Origin of the sequence: Rhodopseudomonas sp. BAL398 (assembly GCF_033001325.1) — a bacterium.
In the GTDB taxonomy this organism is placed as follows: domain Bacteria; phylum Pseudomonadota; class Alphaproteobacteria; order Rhizobiales; family Xanthobacteraceae; genus JARJEH01.
Map to the genome: position 1 here is coordinate 4,983,674 of NZ_CP133111.1, position 20,408 is coordinate 5,004,081.

Below are 20,408 nucleotides of genomic sequence, written 5' to 3' on the forward strand. Positions count from 1 at the left end.
GATGAGTTCAGCGCATCAGTCCGCGATCTCGCGGCTCGCGCGAGCCCGAGTTATGTGCAAGTTTCCGCCCCAACCGAGGGGCGGGGGCGCGCCGGGCGGCGCGGGGGTGGTGGTTCGCAATCCGCGGCGAAGCGGATCGCGCGTCGCCGCATCGGCGCGCCCACCGCGGCGATTTTCGGCTTCAGGCCCGTGCTTCCGGGGACGGGCGCGATGCCTTTGCACCGCCTGATCCCGACGGTTTCCCGCCGTTCACCCGCCCCACGTCCAGCGAACTAACAAGTCGCAGAGCCTCGTAATGGGCTCGGACGGGGACCCAAAGCCTCCCGGGCGGCGCTTGCGAGACGCCGGCGCAGGACGCCGCATCCAACCCGGCTTCGCCAGCAGGCTGGCTGCGCCGGGCCATTGACCGGTCCGGTTGCCCGGCCCGGTGATCTGTCCCACTTCCCGAACGCCTCGCGAAGCGCCCCTCGTGGACAGGACGAAATAGGAATATAATCAATAGAGCGGTTTGTCAAGCGGGCCCCGGCTTTGTGCGGCCGGCCACTCGACCTTGCCGCCGCCAGTGCCTAGCTTCGAGGGGTGCCCGCCGCCCGCAAAGCTCCCCCCGATCTTCTCCCCGACCATTTCCGGCAATGGTTCGCCTCGCGTGGCTGGGTGCCGCGCGAGCATCAATTGGCGTTGCTGCAGATGGCCCGCGACGACCGCTCCGCGCTGCTGATTGCGCCCACCGGCGCCGGCAAGACGCTAGCGGGGTTTCTGCCGACGCTGGTGGAATTGGGCGCAAACCTCTCCCCGACCGCGGCGCCGCTTCACCTCTCCCCGCGCGAGACGCCTCTTCACCTCTCCCCACCGGGGAGAGGTCGGATTGCGAGCGCAGCGAGCGATCCGGGTGAGGGGGGCGATGACGACGTTTCGGACGATGCGACAGCGGCAACCGCGGCGCCCCCTCACCCGCCCGGCGCCGCTTCGCTGCGCCGGGCGACCTCTCCCCAGAGGGGAGAGGTGAAGAGCGCGTGGGGAGAGGTGAAGAGCGCGTCCACCGGACGCGGCGTCACCCGCAGCGGCGGGCTGCATACGCTGTACATCTCGCCGCTGAAGGCGCTGGCGGTCGATATCGCGCGCAACCTCGAGACGCCGATCGCCCAGATGCGGCTGCCGATCCGGGTCGAGACCCGCACCGGCGACACCCCGGTGTCGCGCCGCGCCCGGCAGCGCAAATATCCGCCCGACATCCTGCTGACCACGCCGGAGCAATTGGCGCTGCTGTTGTCCAGCGACGACGCGCCGTTCCTGTTCGCCTCGCTCAAGCGCATCGTGCTCGACGAATTGCACGCGCTGGTGACCTCGAAGCGCGGCGATCTGCTGGCGCTGGGGCTGGCGCGGCTGTGGAAGATCGCGCCGCAGCTACGCGCGATCGGGCTGTCGGCGACGGTGGCGGAGCCGGACTCGCTGGCGCGGTTTCTGGTGCCGCAACCCGCGGGCGGCATCGTGGCCGCCGATATCGTCACCGCCGGCGGCGCGGCTCAGCCGGTGGTGGAGATGCTCGACACCAAGGAGCGATTGCCCTGGGCCGGGCATTCGGCCCGCCATGCGCTGCCGGAGATCTACGATCTGATCCGGCGCAACAAGACCAGCCTTGTGTTCGTCAACACCCGCAGCCAGGCCGAGATGCTGTTTCAGGAACTGTGGCGGATGAACGACGACAATCTCGCCATCGCGCTGCATCATGGCTCGCTCGACGTCGCCCAGCGCCGCAAGGTCGAGGACGCGATGGCGGCGGGGAGGCTGCGCGGCGTGGTCTGCACCTCGTCGCTCGATCTAGGCGTCGATTGGGGCGATGTCGATCTGGTGATCAATGTCGGCGCGCCGAAGGGCGCGTCACGGCTGATGCAACGAATCGGCCGCGCCAATCACCGCATCGATGAGGCCTCGCGCGCGGTGCTGGTGCCGGCCAATCGCTTCGAGGTGCTGGAATGCAGCGTGGCGATCGACGCGGTCGCCGAGAACGCGCAGGACACACCGCCGCTGCGAATCGGCGCGCTCGACGTGCTGGCGCAGCACATTCTCGGTTGCGCCTGCGGCGCGCCGTTTTTGGCCGACGATCTCTATGCGGAAGTGCGGAGTGCGGCGCCCTATGCGGATCTGTCCCGCGCCGATTTCGACGACACGCTGGAGTTCGTCGCCACCGGCGGCTACGCGCTGAAAAGCTATGAGCGCTTCGCCCGCATCAAGCAGGACAAAGCGGGCCATTGGCGCGTCACCAATCCGAAAGTGCGGCAAACCTATCGGCTCAATGTCGGCACCATCGTCGAGGAATCGATGCTGAAGGTGAAGCTGGTGCGCGGCCGCGGCCGCGGCTCTGGCGCCACCGGCGCGATCGCGCGCGGCGGCCGGATGCTCGGCCAGATCGAGGAATATTTCATCGAGAACCTGGTGGTCGGCGACACCTTCGTCTTTGGCGGCGAGGTGGTGCGCTACGAGGCGCTGATGGAGGACCAGGTCTATGTCTCCCGCGCCAACGACAAGGACGCGCGGGTGCCGTCCTATATGGGCGGCAAATTTCCGCTCTCGACCTATCTGGCCGAGCGGGTGCGCAAACTGCTCGACGACAAGCGCGCCTGGGGCGCGCTGCCGCAGCAGGTGCGCGACTGGCTGAATTTGCAGGCCCACGCCTCGCGGGTGCCGGGCGTGCGCGAGCTGGTGGTCGAGAGTTTTCCGCGCGCCAACAAATTCTATCTGGTGTGCTATCCGTTCGAGGGGCGGCTGGCGCATCAGACGCTCGGCATGCTGCTGACGCGGCGGCTGGAACGCGGTCGCGCCCGGCCGCTCGGCTTCGTCGCCAATGAATATGCGCTGGCGGTGTGGGGGCTGGGCGACGTCTCGCACATGATCCGCCACGGCCGGCTCGATCTCGACGCGCTGTTCGATCCCGACATGCTGGGCGACGATCTCGAGGCCTGGCTCGCGGAGTCCGCATTGATGAAGCGGACGTTTCGAAGTTGCGCGGTGATCTCCGGGCTGATCGCGCGGCGCTCGACATCCGAGGAAAAGACCCGGCGCCAGGTGCTGTTCTCCACCGACCTGATCTATGACGTGCTTAACAAGCACCAGGGCGATCACGTGCTGCTGCGCGCCGCCCGCGCCGACGCCGCAAGCGGCCTGCTCGATATCAGGCGGTTGAGCGACATGCTGATGCGGATCCAGGGCCGCGTCGTCCACAAGGAACTCGACCGAGTGTCGCCTCTGGCGGTGCCGGTGATGCTGGAAATCGGCCGCGAAGCGGTGTACGGCGAAGCCTCCGACGAATTGCTGGCCGAAGCCGCCGAGGAACTGGTGCGCGAGGCGATGGGCGAGACATGACGAGAGAATTCGATGCGGACGGATCTCGACACGAGCGGCTTTCTTCTCCCTCCCCAATTGCGGCAGGGCCATCGCAAATGAAAGTCTGCGGTCGCAGGAAGGATCACCCTCCCCTGGAGGGGGAGGGTCGCTCGCGCAGCGAGCGGGGTGGGGTGGCGAAGAGGTCATCCGCCGTGCGCGCGGCTCACCCCACCCCGGCGGGCAGCGCGCTTCGCGCGCGACCCGCCGACCCTCCCCCTCAAGGGGAGGGTGAAGAGAGCTCCGATTCAATAGCCCGCCAAGATCCAGATGCGATTGCGCTGCCGCAAGGGGGAGGGGAGCCGTGCGTCAGCATCGCCGGCGTCGAGCTGTACGCCGATCTGTCGGGCGCGCTGTATTGGCAGGCCGAGCGGCTGCTGATCGTCTCCGACCTGCATCTGGAAAAGGGCTCGAGCTTTGCGATGCGCGGCGTGCTGCTGCCGCCTTACGACACCGTGGCGACCCTGGGCCGGCTCGGCGCCGTGATCGCGCGCTACGATCCGCGCCGGGTGATCGCGCTCGGCGACAGTTTTCACGATCGCGAGGCGCATGGCCGATTGTCGGACGGCAACCGCGACATCCTCGCCGCGCTGCAGGCGCGCCGCGACTGGATCTGGATTTCCGGCAATCACGATCCGGCGCTGCCGTCCGATCTCGGCGGCGCGGTGGCCAGCGATGTCGCCATCGGCGGCATCGTGTTTCGCCACGAGCCGACCGGCGCCAAGGGCGAGATCGCCGGCCATCTGCATCCCAAGGCGCGGGTGTCGAATCGCGGCCGTTCCATCGAGCGGCGCTGCTTTGCCAGCGATGGAATGCGCGCGGTGATGCCGGCTTTCGGCGCCTATGCGGGCGGCTTGAACATCCGCGACGCCGCCTTCGCGCGGATCTTTCCGGCGCTGGATTTCGTCGCCCATCTGCTCGGCGATCACCGCCTGCACGCCATCGCGGCGGCGCGCTGCCGCTGAGCGGACTCATCCAACGACGCCGCGTTCGGCGTCACCTCTCCCATGGGAGAGGGGGCGCGCAGCCGCTGACTGAGGCGCACTATCTCATTTGAATTGGTCATTCCGGGGCGCGAGCAGCTTTGCTGCGAGCGAACCCGGAATCTCGCGGCCAATGTCAGCGCCCCACCCGCGGCGAGATTTCGGGTTCGCTCGCAAGTGCTCGCGCCCCGGAATGACGAGGCTTGTGCGCCATCAGTCGAGCCGCGCATCGGCGGATGCGGCGCCGGCTAATCCTTCTTGAACACGATCGATGCCATCCAGCCGGTCATCAGCGCCATCAGCGCCGTCATCAAGCCGTAGATCAGACCGTTATGCCGGGCCGCGGCGGCGACGAATTGCTCGAAGCCGACCTTGACGATTTCGAACGAGGTGGTGGTCTGCGTCACCAGCACGCCGTTGGAGAACGCCTTGATGTCGACGTCATAGCTGCCGATCGGCACCGAGGCCGGCAGCGGAATGCGGGTGCGGAACAGGCTCGGCGTCAGGAACTTCACCGCCGAGGTCTCCTCGCGGTAGAGGCCCTGCTCGGTGCGCAGCCGGACGAAGGCGCTGCGAAACACGTCGTCCGCCACCACATCCGCATAGTCGGTCCCGACCCGCTGGGTCAGCAGCACGTGATTGATCCCGATCTGCTGGCGCCGCCGCACCTCGGGCGTCGCGATCTGCTCCAGCGGCCGGTCGGCGAACACCGCCAGATAGCCGGGCACCATCAGAAATTCCCGCGAATCGGTGTTGACCCAGATTCCGAATTTGCGCTCCTTGCGCCGCGTCACCAGGTCGGCACGCGGGCCGATCACGGTGACGACGATGTCGTAGCCGGTCTGCCGCACCGGCGCCGGACTGTCCTGCTCGACCGAGCCGAACAGCACCAATTCGCCGCCGGAATAATTCGGCGTCACGGTGACGCGGGTGTTGGAAACCGAGACGATCAGCTTTTCCGCCTGCGCGGCACCGAGCGGCACGGCCAGCACGGCGAGCAGGCAGATCAGGGCTGCGCGCGCGGCAAGCCTCATCCGGCGCCCCCCGCTTCGCGGATGGTGAATAGTTCGGCGGGGTGGATTCCGAGCTGGATCGCGAAGCGGATGCCGACCGACAGGATCAGCAATCCCAGCAGCAGCCGCAGCTGTTCGCCGCGAATCTTCTGCCCGGCGCGGGCCCCGAACTGGGCGCCGGTGACGCCGCCGATCATCAGGATCAGCGCCAGCACGGCGTCGACCAGATGGTTGGTGACGGCATGCAGCACGGTGGCGATCAGCATCGTCACCAGCGTCAGCACCATCGCGGTGCCGATCACCATGCCGGTCGGCACCCGCAGCAGGTAGATCATGATCGGAATCAGGATGAAGCTGCCGCCGATTCCCATCACCGCGCCGATGAAGCCGATCAGCAGGCCCACCGCCACGATCGGGATCACCGACAGATAGATCTTGGAGCGCTTGAAGCGCACCTTCAGCGGCAGCGCGTCGATCCAGTTGCGGTTGCCGGAGCGGCGCAGCGCGGTCTCGCCGCGGCGGACCCGCAGCATGGCGCGGATGCCTTCCCAGAACATCACGCCGCCGACCGTGGTCAGCAGCACGACGTATGACAACGCGATGACCAGATCGAGCTGGCCGAGCTCGCGCAGCAAGGTGAACAGCCAGACTCCCAGCGCGGTGCCGACTACGCCGCCACATAACAGCACCGCCGCCAGCGCCGGATCGATGGCGCGGCGGTGCCAATAGGCCAAGGCCCCGGAAAATGACGAGGCGGCGATATGACTGGCGACCGAGGCGACCGCGACGGCGGGCGCGATGCCGACGAAGATCAGCAGCGGCGTCATCAGGAATCCGCCGCCGATTCCGAACATGCCGGAGACGAACCCGACTGCGGCGCCCATCGCCAGAATCAGCAGGACGTTGACCGGAATATCGGCGATCGGAAGATAAAGCTGCACGCGCGTTCGCTTCGGAGTTCTGCGCTGAGGCTGGATGAGGCCCTGACGCGGATTGATATACCGCGTCTTTGCATAACCGAAATCATCCGGCGCGGGGGTTAAAGAATCGGCGACAGCCGCGATTTTTTGCCCGGATTGCCGCGCAATTATCAATTTGGTGAACGATCAAGCTTAACGCGCGGGCGTCTCGTCATCCGCCGCCGCGCCGATCGGCGCCGCCGATGCGGCGCGCCCGGCGTGACGAGTTCATCCGGCGTGCTGTGCGGCGGACACAGGGAGCCGGCCTATCGGCCGGAATATCGCTCCGCCATGTATCGGCCCGGAGAGGTGCCGAGCGTCTTGCGGAACATGGTGACGAAGCTCGGCACGCTCTCATAACCGAGGTCGGCGGCGACCTGCTGGATCGATGCGCCGCCGGCGAGCCATTGCACCGCGAGCATCACGCCGAGTTGCTGCCGCCAGCGTCCGAAGCTCATTCCGGTTTCGCGGCTGATCAGCCGCCCCAGCGTGCGCTCGCTCAGGCCGGCGCGCTTGGCCCAGCCCTGCAGCGAGCCGCGCTCCGCGGGCGCGGCCATCATGAGATCGACCAGATTGCGCAGTCGCGCGTCGGTCGGCATCGGCAGATGCAGATCCTCGACCTCGGCGGTCGCGATCTCGTCGAGCAGCACCGCCAGCAGCCGGGAATTGGCGCCGCCTTCATCATAGAACAGCGGCAGGCGGGCGGCGCGGAACAGCAATTCGCGCGCCAGGGGCGTCACCGCGACGGTGCAGCAGCGCTCCGGCAGGCCGGCATCGCTGCCGGGCGCGACGAAGGCGCTGTAGCCTTCCAGCGCGCCGGTCGCCTTGATGGCGTGCAGCGCGCCGCCCGGGATCCAGACCGCGCTGCGCGGCGGCACGATCCAAAGCCCGCCCTCGACCTGGCAACTGAGCGCGCCGCGCTGCACCAGCATGATCTGCCCCTTGGCATGGCGGTGCATGTCGAGCTCGATCGCGCCGATCCTGTTTGACGCGATGCCATAGGTGACGACCGGGCGCGCGACCTCGTCGGGCTCGACCCAGTCGGACGCAACGGAGCTATCTGTGAGAATGGGCATTGTTCGACCTACCATAGCGCTTGGCGCGAATGGATAAGAATTTGTCCAGGCTTCGTAATGACGCCAATGCGGCCTCCCTTTACTCACACGGACAGGCGATGCCGAAGCGGTCTCGTCCTCACCGAAAGGGAAGTTCATGACATTGCTGAGCAGCAAGCGCGTCGCGGAGACGCTCACCACACTCCACGCCGAGGCCGAGGCGGCGGATCATGACTTCGGGGTCGAGCTGATGGCGCGGCTCGAGGCGTCCGGGACTTCAATCGAGGAAGCGTTGGGCCAGTTGATCGCCGCCGAGCGGGCGGATTACCGGGCGACCTATCGCGATCACGCCGAGCATTTCCTCGCGGTGTCGCCGGCCTATGGCCGCTTCCTTTACGCGATCGTGCGCGCCCGCAGGGCGACCCGGATCGTCGAGTTCGGCACATCGATGGGGATCTCGACGATCTATCTTGCGGCCGCGCTGCGCGACAATGGCGGCGGACAGCTGATCGGGTCCGAGATCGAACCCACCAAGGTGACCCGGGCGCGGGCTCATCTCGAAGCGGCCGGGCTTGCCGATCTGGTGGAGATCCGCGAGGGCGATGCGCTCGACACGCTCAGGGACGTCGGCGGCGAGGTCGATGTTCTCTCGATCGACGGCGCGTTCTCGCTGTATCTGCCGGTGCTCAAACTGATCGAGCCGCGGCTCGCGCCCGGCGCTGTGATCCTCGGCGAGAACGCCTTCGCGCAGGATTATCTCGATTACGTCCGCGCGCCTGCCAACGGCTATTTCTCCCGGCCGTTCGACATCGACGAAGGCCGCGGCAACGAATTCACCGTGCGGGTCGGCTGAGCTTGGCGCGGCCGGCGCCGCTGAATTGCGGCGCCGCGGCAGGACCAATGGGTTTACCGCGCCGCGCGCTTGGCCGGACCATGCGCCGCGGCGCTGGTCGCCGCGTCCCAGCCGCCGGGAGGGCTGGCGACCTCGGTGGCGTCGCTGGGCTGCGGCTCCAGCGTGAAGGTCTGGACCGCGAGCTTGGCGGCCGACAGCGATTGCGGGTCGAGCCGCTTGGCGACGTCGTCGCGCTTGTTGCCGGCATCGACATCGCCCTGGGCGGCGGCGAGGCTGAACCATTTGTAGGATTCGGCGAGGTTCTGTTCGACGCCGATGCCGCGCGCATAGAGGATGCCGAGATTGAACTGGCTGTCGGCGACGCCGCGGGCGGCGGCCTTGCGGAACCAGTGCACGGCGCTCTTGTAGTTCGCGCCCTTGCCGCCGCCATCGGCGTCGAGCACGGCCAGATTGTGCATCGCCTTGGCGTTGCCGCGCTCGGCGGCCTGGGCGTAATAGACCCGCGCCATGGCGAGGTCCCTCTTCACGCTGAGACCCTTTTCATACAGGGTTCCGAGCCGGAACACTGCCGGAACGACGCCGGCCTTGGCGGCGCGCGTGTACCATTTGGCGGCCTCGTCGAAATTCGCCGCGACGCCTTTGCCTTCAGCATAGCGCATGCCGACCTCATAGGCGGCCGAGGCGTCGCCCTTCAGCGCGGCGTTGCGCAGCACCGGGCCGCCAATGCTGGTGGGAAGCTTTTCGTTGGCCGGAATTGTGACCCGGCCGAGCGGCTGCGGCGCGCTCGGCGGGGCCGCGGGTTGCGGCGCCGGGATCGTGCCGGTGATATCGCCGGGCACCTCGGACGTCTCGGCTGTCTGCTCGCGCTGTGGCGCTGCGGCTGGCGCGGGGGCATAGAGCGACTGCCGGCCGATCGGGGTCGGCGAGGTCATCGACGGCATCCGTGGCGCCTCGGGCGCGGGCGCGGTGGTATCTTGTTCGGCTTCCGGCTCGGCTTCCGGTTCGGCTTCGGTCTGGGCCGGCGCCGCCGACGGTCCGGCGCTGCTGACGACCGGGGCGGAACCGCTGTCGAGCAGGTTCATCGTCATCTTGAAGCTGCCGAGCACGATCACCACGACGCTGGCGCCGACCAGCAGCGCCCGGATCTTGGAGCCGAAGCTGGAGTTTGGGTTGGCCGGCGCGGTGTCGGGGTTTTTTGGCGCGCGTTTTGGCTTCTCGGCCGCCGGCGTGGCGGCCGCAGCCGCGGCCTGGGCGGCGCGGCGGGCCGCGGCGATGAAGCTCGATGTGCTGGCCGGCTCGGCCGCCGCCGGCTGGATCTCGCTGATGGCGTTTTCGGAGGCAGCAATCCGCTCGGAGGGCGAGGCCACCCGGGCGATCGGTCTTGTGCCCGGCTCGAGCGGATAATCGGGCGGCAGATCCGGATCGACCGCGCGGGATTTCGGCGGGTCGAATGCCGGTGCCGAGACGGGCGTGGCCTCGCGCGATCGCGGGTCGAGAATGTCATGGATCGCCCGCGGCACCGCCTGCGCGGGCTGCGGTTTCGGCGCGGCCGGTGCCGGCCCGAACTGACGCGGCGCCGCGTCGAAACCGGCGGGATTCGGCAGGTCCGGGCGCGGCGGCAGCGCCGGCGCGGCGGCAGCCGGCTGCGCCCTGGCGGGCTCGGCTGGTTTCGGCCCGGCTGATTCGAATTGGGCAGGTTGGGATTTGACGGGTTCGGAGGGGGCAGCGGACCGCGCGGTGCGCAGGTCGCCTTCGATCATCGCCAGCCGGTCGACCACATGACCCAGCGTATTGTGAACCGCCTCCAGCGAATCCTGGGTGTGGCGATCGGTTTCCGACTGGCTGAAGCGCATGTCGGACAATTCGCGCTTGATGGTTTCGACCAGCGCCGGGTCCATCTGGGCCACCGGCGCGACGTCGCGCGCGGTCAGCGCGGCAAAGCTGGTCTGCTGGCGTTCGAGATGGCGCAGAATGTCCTGCAGACCCTCTTCGACCCGGCCGAGATTGCCGGTGCCCGGACCGGTCACCTGTTCCATGCGCTCGAGCAGATAGGAAACCCGCTGTTCGAGATGGGCGAAGGCCGAGGCGCTGTCCTGCCCGACCTGCAGGTGGTCGAGGCGGTCGGACAAGGCGCGCAGCGCGACCTCGAGCTGATCCGAGGAGTCGCTGGGCGCCGGCCGGTCGCGGCTTTCCAGCGCCGCGGTCAGCGCCGAAATCCGCTGTTCCAGCGCGGCGAAGGACGAATCGCTGGCGCTGCCGGCCTGCGCCAGCTGGTCGACCTTGGAGGACAGCGTGTGGACATTGTCGCTGAGCTGGGCCAGCGCCTCGTTGGAGGCGACGTTGGAGACGATCGCCCGCAAAGCGGCGATCGCGCCCTCGAGCTGCTGCAGGGTGCCCGGATCGTCGCTGCTGCGTACGATCAGATCGATCTTGGCGCCAAGATTGCGGATCGCGTCGTCGAAGCCGGCGAGTTGCTCGGCCGGCGTCAGCGCCCGCAGCGCGTCCTGAATCTCGGCCAGCGCGCGTTCGACCCCGGTCAGCGCGCTGGGGTCGATGCCGCTGTGGCGGCTGTCGTCGATCCGGCGCGACAGCGAGCGGATTTCGTTCTCGATCGATTCGATCGCGCGCCGCGGCATCGCCTCGGTGATGGTCTGGCGGATCTCGGCCAATTCGGCGCGAAACGCCGCGATCGACTGCTCGATGCCGTCGTCGGGACGCTGCAGCGCGTCGATCTGGCTGGTGATCTTGAGAAGCTGACGCTCCAGGCTGGAAAAATCCGGCCCGGCCGGGGTCGGCGCCGGGGGCGGCGTCATCGCCGGGGCGATCGGCGGCGCCAGCGGCCGCGACGGGCGCGGCGCCATGCTGGGGGCGGGGGCGTCGAGTTCGCTCTGGCGCGCGGCGATCTCGGCGATCGCGAAATCCAGCGAAGCGGGATTGAGCGGCGGCGAGGCGTGATAGACTTGGTTGGCGGCGCGTTCGACGCGCTCGGTCTGCGGCTGCGGTGCCGGGGGGGCTGGGGTCTGCGCTTGCGGCTCGGCTTTGGCCGATGGCTCGGTGATCCGCGACAGCCGGGCGTCCAGCCGGGAAATGGCGTCGTTGAGCTGCCGCGCCACGGCCGGTTCGCCGCGCGCCGCGGGGCGGGAAATCTGCTCGATCTGACGGGTGATGGAATCCAGCCGCTGGTGGATTTCGGCGACTTCGACGGCATCCTTGTCGGCCATCGGGGCGCGCACCGGCTCGGTGGTTGTGGCGGGATAGCGGTATTCCGGCGGAGCGTCGCCGACCTGTGAGCTGATCCAGTCACCGAGCGACATGCCAGCGCGCTTGGCGGCGGCTTCAGCCCGCTCGCGTACTGATGGTTCGATACCCTCGACGCTCCACGACACGCGATTCATGCTCTCGTCCGCTTCCGCACACCGGCGCCCCACTGCGCCTGCAAGCCTCCCCGTACGTCCCGTCGAGATACAATCGAGCGTGGCCGCTGGCGGTTTGCCTCTGTCCCCCACTTTTTCGCGTTAGGGTAAATTCCGAGTTAAGGATTGTGCCGGCGCCGCCATAAAGTTGAGGCGGTACCGCTTTGCAGCGTGGAAGGAAGATGGGGGATCAGATCGTGCAGCGCGACCAAAGGGCCTGCAGGGTCGAATTTCCAGGTCCCGAACGGACGAAGGGGTCCTCGCGGACCCCTCGTTTAGTAGTGCCCCTTACGGGACAGCGGACACGTTTTTAAGCGCGCCGTATATGCCTTTAAATATAAATGCTCCTACCGTGTAGTCAACTAGATCGTTTGGTTAGACGGTGGGAACCTTCGGCAATAAACTCAAAACCAGCCCCAACATCTCGTTGAACTCAGTTTCTGGCATGCGCCGAATCGCCCCATGGGTCGCAACCAGACGGCTAACGGCTACCGTTGTTGGCTTATCACAAATGGCCCATGCGGCACGCCCGTCAATTGTCGTTATCATGGGAAGGCGAGTTTGGGGTTCTGATTGGCTGACGTTGAGCACGGGATCACGACAACAGAGCCATAAAGCGTTGCATTCATCGATAAAATGACAACAGGCCGCCGCTTCCAGAACTCCGGAAGTTGCGCATCCTGCGGAAAATCGCACCAGTAAAGCTGCCGGATTTTGGGTGCCGACTTCAGTCGCGGCGCAATCCTTGGAGGTGGTTCTTCTGCCTGTGCCATCTTTCGCGCCTAGTCGTCGCCCTCGCGCGGCTGTTCGATCGCCACGATGTTGCCGCGTCCGGACACCGCGGCCAGCGCGTCGAGCGCCTCTTCGCAAAAATCCGCCACCATCCGCTCGTGGCGCAGCCCCATCCGCAGCAGCAGCAATTTGCCGGTGTCGGCCGGCGTGGCGGTGCCTTGCGGAAAGCGCTTGGTCAGGATGCGGTCGTAGCGGGCGGCGCGGTCGCGGTGATATTCCATCCGCGCCATCAGGTCGCCGCGCAGCGGATCGATGTCGACGCTGTCGAGCGCGTAGAGCCGCACCAACAGGTCGTCCTTCATCAGGGCCGGGCTGCTCGGCCGCGCGGCCCAGTGCCGCAGCGCAATGCGGCCTTCCGGCGTCAGGGTGTAGACCAGCTTGTTGGGTTTGCCGGACTGCACCACCTCGCGGCCCTGAACATGGCCGCGGTCGCGCAGCCGCGCCAGCTCGCGATAGATCTGCTGATGGTCGGCCTTCCAGAAGAAGCCGATCGACGCATCGAAGGTCTTGGCGAGCTCATAGCCCGTCATCGGACGTTCAGTCAGGCATGCGAGGATTGCGTCGCCCAGCGCCATTCGCCTACCCTTCAATGCCATCCGTCGGCTTGACTTTATGCATAATGATGCATATGCGTCAATGTGCATATCGACATCCGGGAACCCGCGCCTGACTGCGGGGTCGTGATGTTGCGCCCAGAGGAGACGTCCGATGTCCGTGAGCGGTCTGGAGAGATGGTACGCCTATATGAAGTCGCACGACCAGGCGGCGCTGTGGGAGCTGCTGCATCCCGACGCGGTGTTTGAAAGCCCGGTGGTGCACACGCCGCAACGCGGGCGCGAGATTACCTTCAAATATCTGGCGAGCGCCGAACAGGTGCTGGGCGGTCCGGGATTTGTCTACCGGGGCGAATGGCGCAGCCCGACCGGCGCGGTGCTCGAATTCGAAAAAGTGATCGAGGGCATCACCATCAATGGCGTCGACATTATTACCTTCGACGACGACGGTAAAATCATCAACTTCAAAGTGATGGTGCGCCCGCTCAAGGCGGTCAATCTGTTGCACCGGCTGATGGGCGAACAATTGACCCGCATGGCCGGCGAGGCCGGCAAAGCAAAACCATCATCGCAGCCGTGATACTTGCCGCGGAGCTTGCGGAAACCGCTAAGGTCCATCCTGCAACGGAACGATTGCTGAGCTGCACGAACGCCCTATAGAGGGAGTTGCCAGCCAGCCGGGAGAACATCATGCCGACCTATAAGGCCCCTCTGGAAGACGTCGGATTTCTGCTCAACGATGTCTTCCAATTCGATCGCTACAACAATCTGCCGGGCTTTGCCGACGCCTCCGCCGATCTGCGCGACGCCATCCTGAACGAGGCGGCGCGCCTCAGCGAAGAAGTGCTGCAGCCGCTCAACCGGGTCGGCGACAAAGAGGGCTGCACCCGCCATGACGACGGCAGCGTGACCACGCCGAGCGGGTTCAAGGAGGCCTACAAGCAGGTCGCCGAAGGCGGCTGGCTCGGCCTGTCGGCGCCGACGGAATTCGGCGGCCAGGGCCTGCCGGTGACGTTGACCCAGGTGGTGGCCGAATTCCAGATCTCCGCCAATATGGCGTTCTCGATGTATCACGGCCTGACCATGGGCGCCGCAGCGGCGCTGCTGGTGCACGGCAAGCCGGAGCAGAAGGCGATCTTCCTGCCCAAGATGGTATCGGGCGAATGGACCGGCACCATGAACCTGACCGAGCCGCAATGCGGCACCGATCTCGGTCTGCTGCGCACCAAGGCGGTGAAGCAGGCCGATGGCAGCTACAAGATTACCGGTACCAAGATCTTCATCTCCGCCGGCGAGCACGATCTGGCCGAGAACATCATCCATCTGGTGCTGGCCCGGATCGAGGGCGCGCCGGCCGGGATCAAGGGCGTGTCGCTGTTCGTGGTGCCGAAGATCAAGGTCAATACCGACGGCTCGCTCGGCGAGCGCAACGGCGTGACCTGCGGGGCGATCGAGCACAAGATGGGCATCCACGGCAATGCCACCTGCGTGATGAATTACGACGGCGCCACCGGCTGGCTGATCGGCGAAGAGAACAAGGGCATGCAGGGCATGTTCGTGATGATGAACGAGGCCCGGCTCGGCGTCGCGGTGCAGGGACTGGCGCAATCCGAGGTGGCCTATCAGAACGCCGTCACCTATGCGCGCGAGCGGCTGCAGGGCCGGGCGCTGTCGGGGCCGAAGGCGACCGACAAGCCGGCCGACCCGATCATCGTGCATCCCGACATCCGCCGCGTGTTGCTGACCATGCGCGCCTTCAACGAGGCGGCGCGCGCCATGGTGGTGTGGACCGCGCTGAAGAGCGACGTCGCGCATCGCTCCAGCGATGCCAAGGAACGCCAGGCCGCCGACGATCACATGGGGCTGATGACCCCGGTGCTGAAGGGCGTGCTGACCGATGTGGGTTTTTCCAACACCGTGCTGGCGCAGCAGGTCTATGGCGGCCACGGCTACATCGCCGACAACGGCATGGAGCAGTTCGTCCGCGATGCGCGGATCGCGATGATCTATGAGGGCGCCAACGGCATTCAGGCGCTCGACCTGGTCGGCCGCAAATTGCCGCGCGACGGCGGCCGCGCCGTGATGGCGTTCTTCGCCGAGCTCGGCGCCTTCGCCAAGGAGCATGGCGGCGACGAGGCGATGAAGCCCTATATCGCGCCGGTCTCGACCGCGCTCGGCCATCTGCAGCAGGCCACCACCTGGCTGATGCTTAACGCGATGGCGGCGCCCGACAATGCCGGTGCCGGCGCCACCGATTACATGCAGCTGTTTGGCCTGGTGGCCTGCGGCTACATGTGGGCCAGGATGGCCAAGGTGGCGCAGGACAAGATTGCCAGCGATGGTGCCACACCCTATCTGACCACCAAGCTCGTCACCGGCCGCTTCTTCATGGAGCGGATGCTGCCCGAAACCGCGCTGCATCTGGCCCGCATCCAGAGCGGCAGCGCCACCACGATGGAACTGCCGGCGGAGGCGTTCTGACACGGTCGCAACGACAACGCTGTCATTGCGAGCGCAGCGAAGCAATCCAGGGCTGCAAGCAAGAGCTGGATTGCTTCGTCGCTTCGCTCCTCGCAATGACGCAATGGAATTTGTCTGCAATTGGTGGGCTCGAAGAGCCAGACCGAAACGGGAGAAAATGAATGCCCGAAGCCTTTATCTACGATCACGTTCGCACCCCGCGCGGCCGCGGCAAGCCGGATGGCGCGCTGCATGAAGTGACCGCGGTGGCGCTGGCCACCGCGCCGCTGAAAGCGCTCAAGGAGCGCAACAATCTGCAGGTCGACACCGTGGACGACGTGATCCTCGGCTGCGTCGATCCGATCGGCGAGGCCGGCTCCGATATCGCCCGCTTCGCGGCGATGAATGCCGGTCTCGGCGAGGCGGTGCCCGGCGTGCAGATCAACCGGTTCTGCGCCTCGGGTCTCGACGCGGTGAATTTCGCCGCGGCGCAGATCATGAGCGGGCAGCACGAATTGGTGATCGGCGGCGGCGCCGAATCGATGAGCCGGATCGGCATCGGCGCCTCCGGCGGCGCCTGGCCGATGGACCCGTCGATCGCGGTGCCGTCCTATTTCATGCCGCAGGGCATCTCGGCCGATCTGATCGCCACCAAATACGGCTTCTCGCGCGACGACGTCGACGCCTATGCGGTGCAGAGCCAGCAGCGCTCGGCCAAGTCCTGGGACGAGGGCCGCTTCGACAAATCGGTGATCCCGGTCAAGGACATCAACGGCCTGACGATCCTCGCCAAGGACGAGCATATGCGGCCGTCGACGACGATGCAGTCGCTCGGCCAGTTGCAGCCGTCCTTCGTGCAGATGGGGATGATGGGCGGCTTCGACGCGGTGGCGATCCAGTCGCATCCCGAGATCGAGAAGATCAACTACGTGCATCACGCCGGCAATTCCTCCGGCATCGTCGACGGCGCCGCCGCGGTGCTGCTCGGCAGCGCCGAGGCTGGCAAGAAATACGACATGAAGCCGCGGGCGAAAATCCGCGCCTTCGTCAATATTGGCTCGGAGCCGGCGATGATGCTGACCGGTCCGGTCGACGTCACCAAGAAGCTGTTCGAGCGCTCCGGCATGAAGAAGGGCGATATCGATCTGTTCGAGCTCAACGAGGCCTTCGCCTCGGTGGTGCTGCGCTACATGCAGGCCTTCGAGATCGACAATGACAAGATCAATGTCAATGGCGGCGCCATCGCGCTCGGCCATCCGCTCGGCGCCACCGGCGCGATGATTCTCGGCACCGTGCTCGACGAATTGGAGCGCACCAACAAGTCGACCGCACTGGTGACCTTGTGCATCGGCGGCGGCATGGGCACCGCGACCATCATCGAGCGGGTGTGAGCTCTTTCCCTCCCCCTTGTGGGGAGGGTGGCCGGCCGATAGGCCGGTCGGGTGGGGGGTAAGCCGCAGGCTCAGTGCTCGCTGCTACCCCACCCCCGACCCCTCCCCGCAAGGGGGAGGGGAGAAGAGATCACGCGCTGCGCCGCCAAGGCCGCAGCGAGCATCAGAACAACAGTTGCACCATCCTGATTGGGAGCACCACATGGCCTTCAAGAATTTCAAACTCGAAACCGATTCCGACGGCATTGCGCTCGTGACCTGGGATCTGCCGGGCCGCTCGATGAATGTGCTGGATACAGCCACCATCGAGGAGCTCGGCGCCATCGTCGAAGCCACCACCGCGGACGCCGCCGTCAAGGGCGTGGTGATCACCTCGGCCAAGGAGGCGTTCTGCGCCGGCGCCGATCTGTCGATGCTGGAAGCCATGAACAAGCAGTTCGCGCAGATCCGCAAGGAGAAGGGCGAGGAAGCCGCGCAGCAGATGCTGTTCGACGAGAGCCGCAAACTGTCGCAGATCCTGCGCCGGCTCGAGACCTGCGGCAAACCATGGGTCGCGGCGATCAATGGCTTGGCGCTCGGCGGCGGTTTCGAAGTGACGCTGGCCTGCCATTATCGCGTGGCCGCAGACAATCCGAAGACCAAGCTCGGCCTGCCGGAGATCAAGGTTGGCCTGTTCCCCGGCGGCGGCGGCACCCAGCGGCTGCCGCGGATTCTGCAGCCGGCCGATGCGATGCAGATGCTGCTCAAGGGCGAGCAGATCAATCTGGCCAAGGCCAAGGCGCAGAAGATCGTCGACGCCATCGTGCCGGCGGCCGAGCTGATCGGCGCCGCCAAGGAGTGGATCAAGGCCGGCGGCAAGCCGGTGGCGCCGTGGGACATCAAGGGTTTTAAACTCCCCGGCGGCGCGGTGTTCTCCAAGCAGGGCATGATGATCTTCCCGGCCGGCAACGCGATCTATCGCCGCGAGACCTATGACAATTATCCGGCGGCGCGCGCCATCATGAGCTGCGCCTATGAGGGATTGCAGCTGCCGATGGACGCCGCTTTGCGCGTCGAATCGCGCTATTTCGCCCACATCCTGCAGAGCAAGGAAGCCGCGGCGATGATCCGCAGCCTGTTCCTGTCGATGCAGGAATTGAACAAGGGCGCGCGGCGGCCGCAGAATATTCCGCCGACCAAGGTGAAGAAGCTGGCCATCATCGGCGCCGGCTTCATGGGCGCCAGCGTCGGCTATGTCTCGGCCAAGGGTGGCATCGAAGTAGTGCTGATCGACCGCGACCAGGAGAGCGCCGACAAGGGCAAGGCGCATTGCAAGAGCGTGATCGACGGCCTCGTCGCCAAGGGCCGCGCCAAGGAGGCCGACCGCGACGCGCTGATGGCGAAGATCACCGCCACCGCCGATTACGCCGCAATCAAGGATTGCGATCTCGTCATCGAGGCGGTGTTCGAGGATCGCGCCGTCAAGGCCGAGCTCTACAAGAAGGTGCAGCCATTCTTAAAGGAGGGCGCCATCATGGCGTCCAACACCTCGACGCTGCCGATCAATTCGCTGGCGGAAGAGTTCGAGGATCAATCGAAATTCATCGGCATCCATTTCTTCTCGCCGGTCGAGAAGATGATGCTGGTGGAGATCATCGTCGGCAAGAACACCGGCGACGTGGCGCTCGCCACCGCGCTGGATTATGTCCGCCAGATCAGCAAGACGCCGATCGTGGTCAATGACAGCCGTGGCTTCTTCGCCAATCGCTGCGTGCTGCGCTTCACCGCCGAGGGGTTGGAAATGCTGATGGAAGGCGTGCCGGCGCCGATGATCGAGACCGTCGCCAAGATGGCCGGCATGCCGGTGGGGCCGCTGTCGCTGTCCGACGAGGTCGCGCTCGATCTGGTGCTGAAGATCATGAAAGCCACCGAAGCCGATCTCGGCAGCCAGGCGGTCGATCAGCAGCAGAAGCAGCTGATGGTCGAGATGGTCGAAAAGCAGGGCCGGTTCGGCCGCAAGAATTCGAAAGGGTTCTACGACTATCCGGAAAAGGGCAAGGGTCAGAAGAGCCTGTGGCATGGCATCGGCGCCCTGCAACCCAAGCACCTCGATCCCGACACGCTCGACATCGAGGAGATGAAGCAGCGCTTTTTGGTGGTGCAGGCGGTGGAAGCCGCGCGCACCGTCGAGGATCACGTCATCACCGATCCGCGCGAGGCCGATGTCGGCTCGATCCTCGGCTTCGGCTTCGCCCCGTTCACCGGCGGCACGCTGAGCTATATCGACTTCATGGGCACCAAAGAGTTCGTGGCGCTGTGCCACAAGCTCGAGGCCAAATACGGCTCCCGCTTCACCCCGCCGAAGCTGTTGGAAGACATGGCGAAAAACGGCGAGACTTTCTACGGCCGCTTCCCGCCGAAGAAGCTGGCGGCAGCGTAAGCGCGCGGCGACGCGCCTGTCATTGCGAGCCGAGGACGGCGCACCGCGCCGTCCGACAGCGAAGCAATCCAGGGACATCAAGCAAGGACTGGATTGCTTCGTCGCAAGAGCTCCTCGCAATGACGACGTTGAAGGCCTCGTTTTGTGGGTTGGTTTTGGAGCCAGGCGCTATGGGGTCGGCCGGAGCATTGCGGCCTCATGGTTCGAGACGGCGCTGCGCGCCTCCTCACCATGAGGGTCTGCGCATCATACCAACGGGTTTTGCCGTTGACTCATCAATCTGGTCATGGCCGGGCTTGTCCCGGCCATCCACGTCTTTGATTAGGCACAGCTTTCAAGGCGTGGATGCCCGGCACAAGGCCGGGCATGACGACCGAGAGGCACCGACCGTGGGCATAAAAAGGGCCGGATCAGCGATCCGGCCCTTGTGATTCGTCGCCATCAATCCGCCAGAGGCGCCGGCCTCACGCGGCCTTCAGCAGGCCTTCCTTGGCGAGGGCTTCCTGCACCTTGGGCCGCGCGGCGATTCGGGTCTTGTAGGCGGTCAGGGTCGGCAGCGCCGAGATGTCGATCTTCATCGCGTCGGCCCAGCGCAGGATCGTGAACAGATAGCCGTCGGCGACGGTGAATTGCTGGCCCATCAGATAATCGTGACCGGCGAGCTGCTCGTCGAGATATTTGAACTTGCCCATGATGCGGTCGCGGAACACGGTCTTGACCTCGTCGGGGATCGCCGGGTTGAACAGCGGCGAAAACCCCTTGTGCAGTTCGGTGGTGATGAAGTTCAGCCATTCCTGCAGGCGATAACGCTCCGGGCTGCCTTGGGCGGGGGCGAGCTTGGAGGCTGCGGCCTGGTCGGCGATGACCTGGACGATCACCGGGCCTTCGGTCATGACCTCGCCGGAATCGAGCCCGAGCGCCGGCACCTGGCCCTTGGGGTTGATCTTGAGATAATCGTCGCCGTTTTCCAGCTTTTTGGCGCGAACATCGACCTTCACCAATTCGTAAGGCAATCCGGCCTCCAACAATGCGATATGCGGTGACAGCGAGCAGGCGCCGGGCGAATAATACAGTTTCATGGGAAATTTCCTCGCTGGGGCTTATTGGTGATTGGCCAAAGCGGAATTAAATGCAATTG

Annotated in this window: 14 protein-coding genes; 7 read left to right on the plus strand and 7 right to left on the minus strand. The window is 66.0% G+C overall.

What is annotated here, in order from left to right; all coding sequences use genetic code 11:
* Positions 1–579 precede the first annotated feature (579 nt).
* Together RBJ75_RS23440 and pdeM are read left to right on the plus strand one after the other, a co-directional pair.
* On the plus strand, positions 580–3,360 hold the full coding sequence (locus tag RBJ75_RS23440) for a ligase-associated DNA damage response DEXH box helicase (protein WP_317528546.1): 2,781 nt from the start codon (positions 580–582) through the stop codon (positions 3,358–3,360).
* 293 nt (positions 3,361–3,653) lie between these two features.
* Positions 3,654–4,343 (plus strand): ligase-associated DNA damage response endonuclease PdeM, encoded by a 690-nt coding sequence (pdeM, locus tag RBJ75_RS23445; RefSeq protein WP_044418815.1) that lies wholly within the window; start codon positions 3,654–3,656, stop codon positions 4,341–4,343.
* Between the two features lie 266 nt (positions 4,344–4,609).
* On the opposite strand, the gene RBJ75_RS23450 is transcribed toward pdeM, so the two are convergent.
* From RBJ75_RS23450 to RBJ75_RS23460, 3 genes are all read right to left on the minus strand, one after another.
* Entirely contained in the window at positions 4,610–5,395 is a 786-nt protein-coding gene (locus tag RBJ75_RS23450; protein ID WP_044418554.1) for a TIGR02186 family protein, read from the minus strand.
* Positions 5,392–6,315, minus strand: a complete 924-nt coding sequence (locus tag RBJ75_RS23455) for a sulfite exporter TauE/SafE family protein (RefSeq protein ID WP_044418556.1) — start codon at positions 6,313–6,315, stop codon at positions 5,392–5,394. Before RBJ75_RS23455 ends, RBJ75_RS23450 begins: the two co-directional genes overlap by 4 nt.
* Positions 6,316–6,599: 284 nt before the next feature.
* The gene (locus RBJ75_RS23460) at positions 6,600–7,409 is read right to left on the minus strand and encodes an AraC family transcriptional regulator (protein ID WP_276156476.1); all 810 of its coding nucleotides are present in this window, start codon (positions 7,407–7,409) and stop codon (positions 6,600–6,602) included.
* Between the two features lie 136 nt (positions 7,410–7,545).
* On the opposite strand from RBJ75_RS23460, the gene RBJ75_RS23465 reads away from it, so the two are divergent.
* Positions 7,546–8,241: an O-methyltransferase gene (locus RBJ75_RS23465; protein ID WP_044416329.1), complete on the plus strand. Its 696-nt coding sequence runs from the start codon at positions 7,546–7,548 to the stop codon at positions 8,239–8,241.
* A 53-nt stretch (positions 8,242–8,294) separates the two neighbouring features.
* On the opposite strand, the gene RBJ75_RS23470 is transcribed toward RBJ75_RS23465, so the two are convergent.
* The 3 genes from RBJ75_RS23470 to RBJ75_RS23480 form a co-directional block, all read right to left on the minus strand.
* Positions 8,295–11,636 (minus strand): tetratricopeptide repeat protein, encoded by a 3,342-nt coding sequence (locus tag RBJ75_RS23470; RefSeq protein ID WP_044416331.1) that lies wholly within the window; start codon positions 11,634–11,636, stop codon positions 8,295–8,297.
* 563 nt (positions 11,637–12,199) lie between these two features.
* Positions 12,200–12,427: a type II toxin-antitoxin system PemK/MazF family toxin gene (locus RBJ75_RS23475; RefSeq protein ID WP_201776333.1), complete on the minus strand. Its 228-nt coding sequence runs from the start codon at positions 12,425–12,427 to the stop codon at positions 12,200–12,202.
* Positions 12,428–12,436: 9 nt separating this feature from the next.
* Positions 12,437–13,021 carry a PadR family transcriptional regulator gene (locus RBJ75_RS23480; RefSeq protein WP_044416333.1) on the minus strand — a complete coding sequence of 195 codons (585 nt, stop codon included), beginning with the start codon at positions 13,019–13,021 and terminating at the stop codon, positions 12,437–12,439.
* 133 nt (positions 13,022–13,154) lie between these two features.
* On the opposite strand from RBJ75_RS23480, the gene RBJ75_RS23485 reads away from it, so the two are divergent.
* The 4 genes from RBJ75_RS23485 (at position 13,155) to RBJ75_RS23500 (ending at position 19,270) form a co-directional block, all read left to right on the plus strand.
* On the plus strand, positions 13,155–13,580 hold the full coding sequence (locus RBJ75_RS23485; RefSeq protein WP_044416335.1) for a nuclear transport factor 2 family protein: 426 nt from the start codon (positions 13,155–13,157) through the stop codon (positions 13,578–13,580).
* A gap of 110 nt (positions 13,581–13,690) precedes the next feature.
* On the plus strand, positions 13,691–15,481 hold the full coding sequence (locus RBJ75_RS23490; RefSeq protein WP_044416339.1) for an acyl-CoA dehydrogenase C-terminal domain-containing protein: 1,791 nt from the start codon (positions 13,691–13,693) through the stop codon (positions 15,479–15,481).
* A 161-nt stretch (positions 15,482–15,642) separates the two neighbouring features.
* Positions 15,643–16,851: an acetyl-CoA C-acetyltransferase gene (locus RBJ75_RS23495; RefSeq protein ID WP_044416337.1), complete on the plus strand. Its 1,209-nt coding sequence runs from the start codon at positions 15,643–15,645 to the stop codon at positions 16,849–16,851.
* A gap of 202 nt (positions 16,852–17,053) precedes the next feature.
* Positions 17,054–19,270 carry a 3-hydroxyacyl-CoA dehydrogenase NAD-binding domain-containing protein gene (locus RBJ75_RS23500; RefSeq protein WP_276156408.1) on the plus strand — a complete coding sequence of 739 codons (2,217 nt, stop codon included), beginning with the start codon at positions 17,054–17,056 and terminating at the stop codon, positions 19,268–19,270.
* 464 nt (positions 19,271–19,734) lie between these two features.
* Here RBJ75_RS23500 and gstA read toward each other — a convergent pair whose 3' ends face one another.
* On the minus strand, positions 19,735–20,349 hold the full coding sequence (gene gstA, locus RBJ75_RS23505; RefSeq protein WP_044405563.1) for a glutathione transferase GstA: 615 nt from the start codon (positions 20,347–20,349) through the stop codon (positions 19,735–19,737).
* Positions 20,350–20,408: the final 59 nt, after the last annotated feature.

What these genes read in the sequence shown, in the direction of transcription:
- RBJ75_RS23475 (WP_201776333.1), bottom strand. Translation starts at nt 12,427, where the DNA reads ATGGCACAGGCAGAAGAACCACCTCCAAGGATTGCGCCGCGACTGAAG.
- RBJ75_RS23460 (WP_276156476.1), bottom strand. Translation starts at nt 7,409, where the DNA reads ATGCCCATTCTCACAGATAGCTCCGTTGCGTCCGACTGGGTCGAGCCC.
- RBJ75_RS23495 (WP_044416337.1), top strand. Translation starts at nt 15,643, where the DNA reads ATGCCCGAAGCCTTTATCTACGATCACGTTCGCACCCCGCGCGGCCGC.
- RBJ75_RS23450 (WP_044418554.1), bottom strand. Translation starts at nt 5,395, where the DNA reads ATGAGGCTTGCCGCGCGCGCAGCCCTGATCTGCCTGCTCGCCGTGCTG.
- RBJ75_RS23465 (WP_044416329.1), top strand. Translation starts at nt 7,546, where the DNA reads ATGACATTGCTGAGCAGCAAGCGCGTCGCGGAGACGCTCACCACACTC.
- RBJ75_RS23485 (WP_044416335.1), top strand. Translation starts at nt 13,155, where the DNA reads ATGTCCGTGAGCGGTCTGGAGAGATGGTACGCCTATATGAAGTCGCAC.
- gstA (WP_044405563.1), bottom strand. Translation starts at nt 20,349, where the DNA reads ATGAAACTGTATTATTCGCCCGGCGCCTGCTCGCTGTCACCGCATATC.
- RBJ75_RS23480 (WP_044416333.1), bottom strand. Translation starts at nt 13,021, where the DNA reads ATGGCGCTGGGCGACGCAATCCTCGCATGCCTGACTGAACGTCCGATG.
- RBJ75_RS23470 (WP_044416331.1), bottom strand. Translation starts at nt 11,636, where the DNA reads ATGAATCGCGTGTCGTGGAGCGTCGAGGGTATCGAACCATCAGTACGC.
- RBJ75_RS23500 (WP_276156408.1), top strand. Translation starts at nt 17,054, where the DNA reads ATGGCCTTCAAGAATTTCAAACTCGAAACCGATTCCGACGGCATTGCG.
- RBJ75_RS23490 (WP_044416339.1), top strand. Translation starts at nt 13,691, where the DNA reads ATGCCGACCTATAAGGCCCCTCTGGAAGACGTCGGATTTCTGCTCAAC.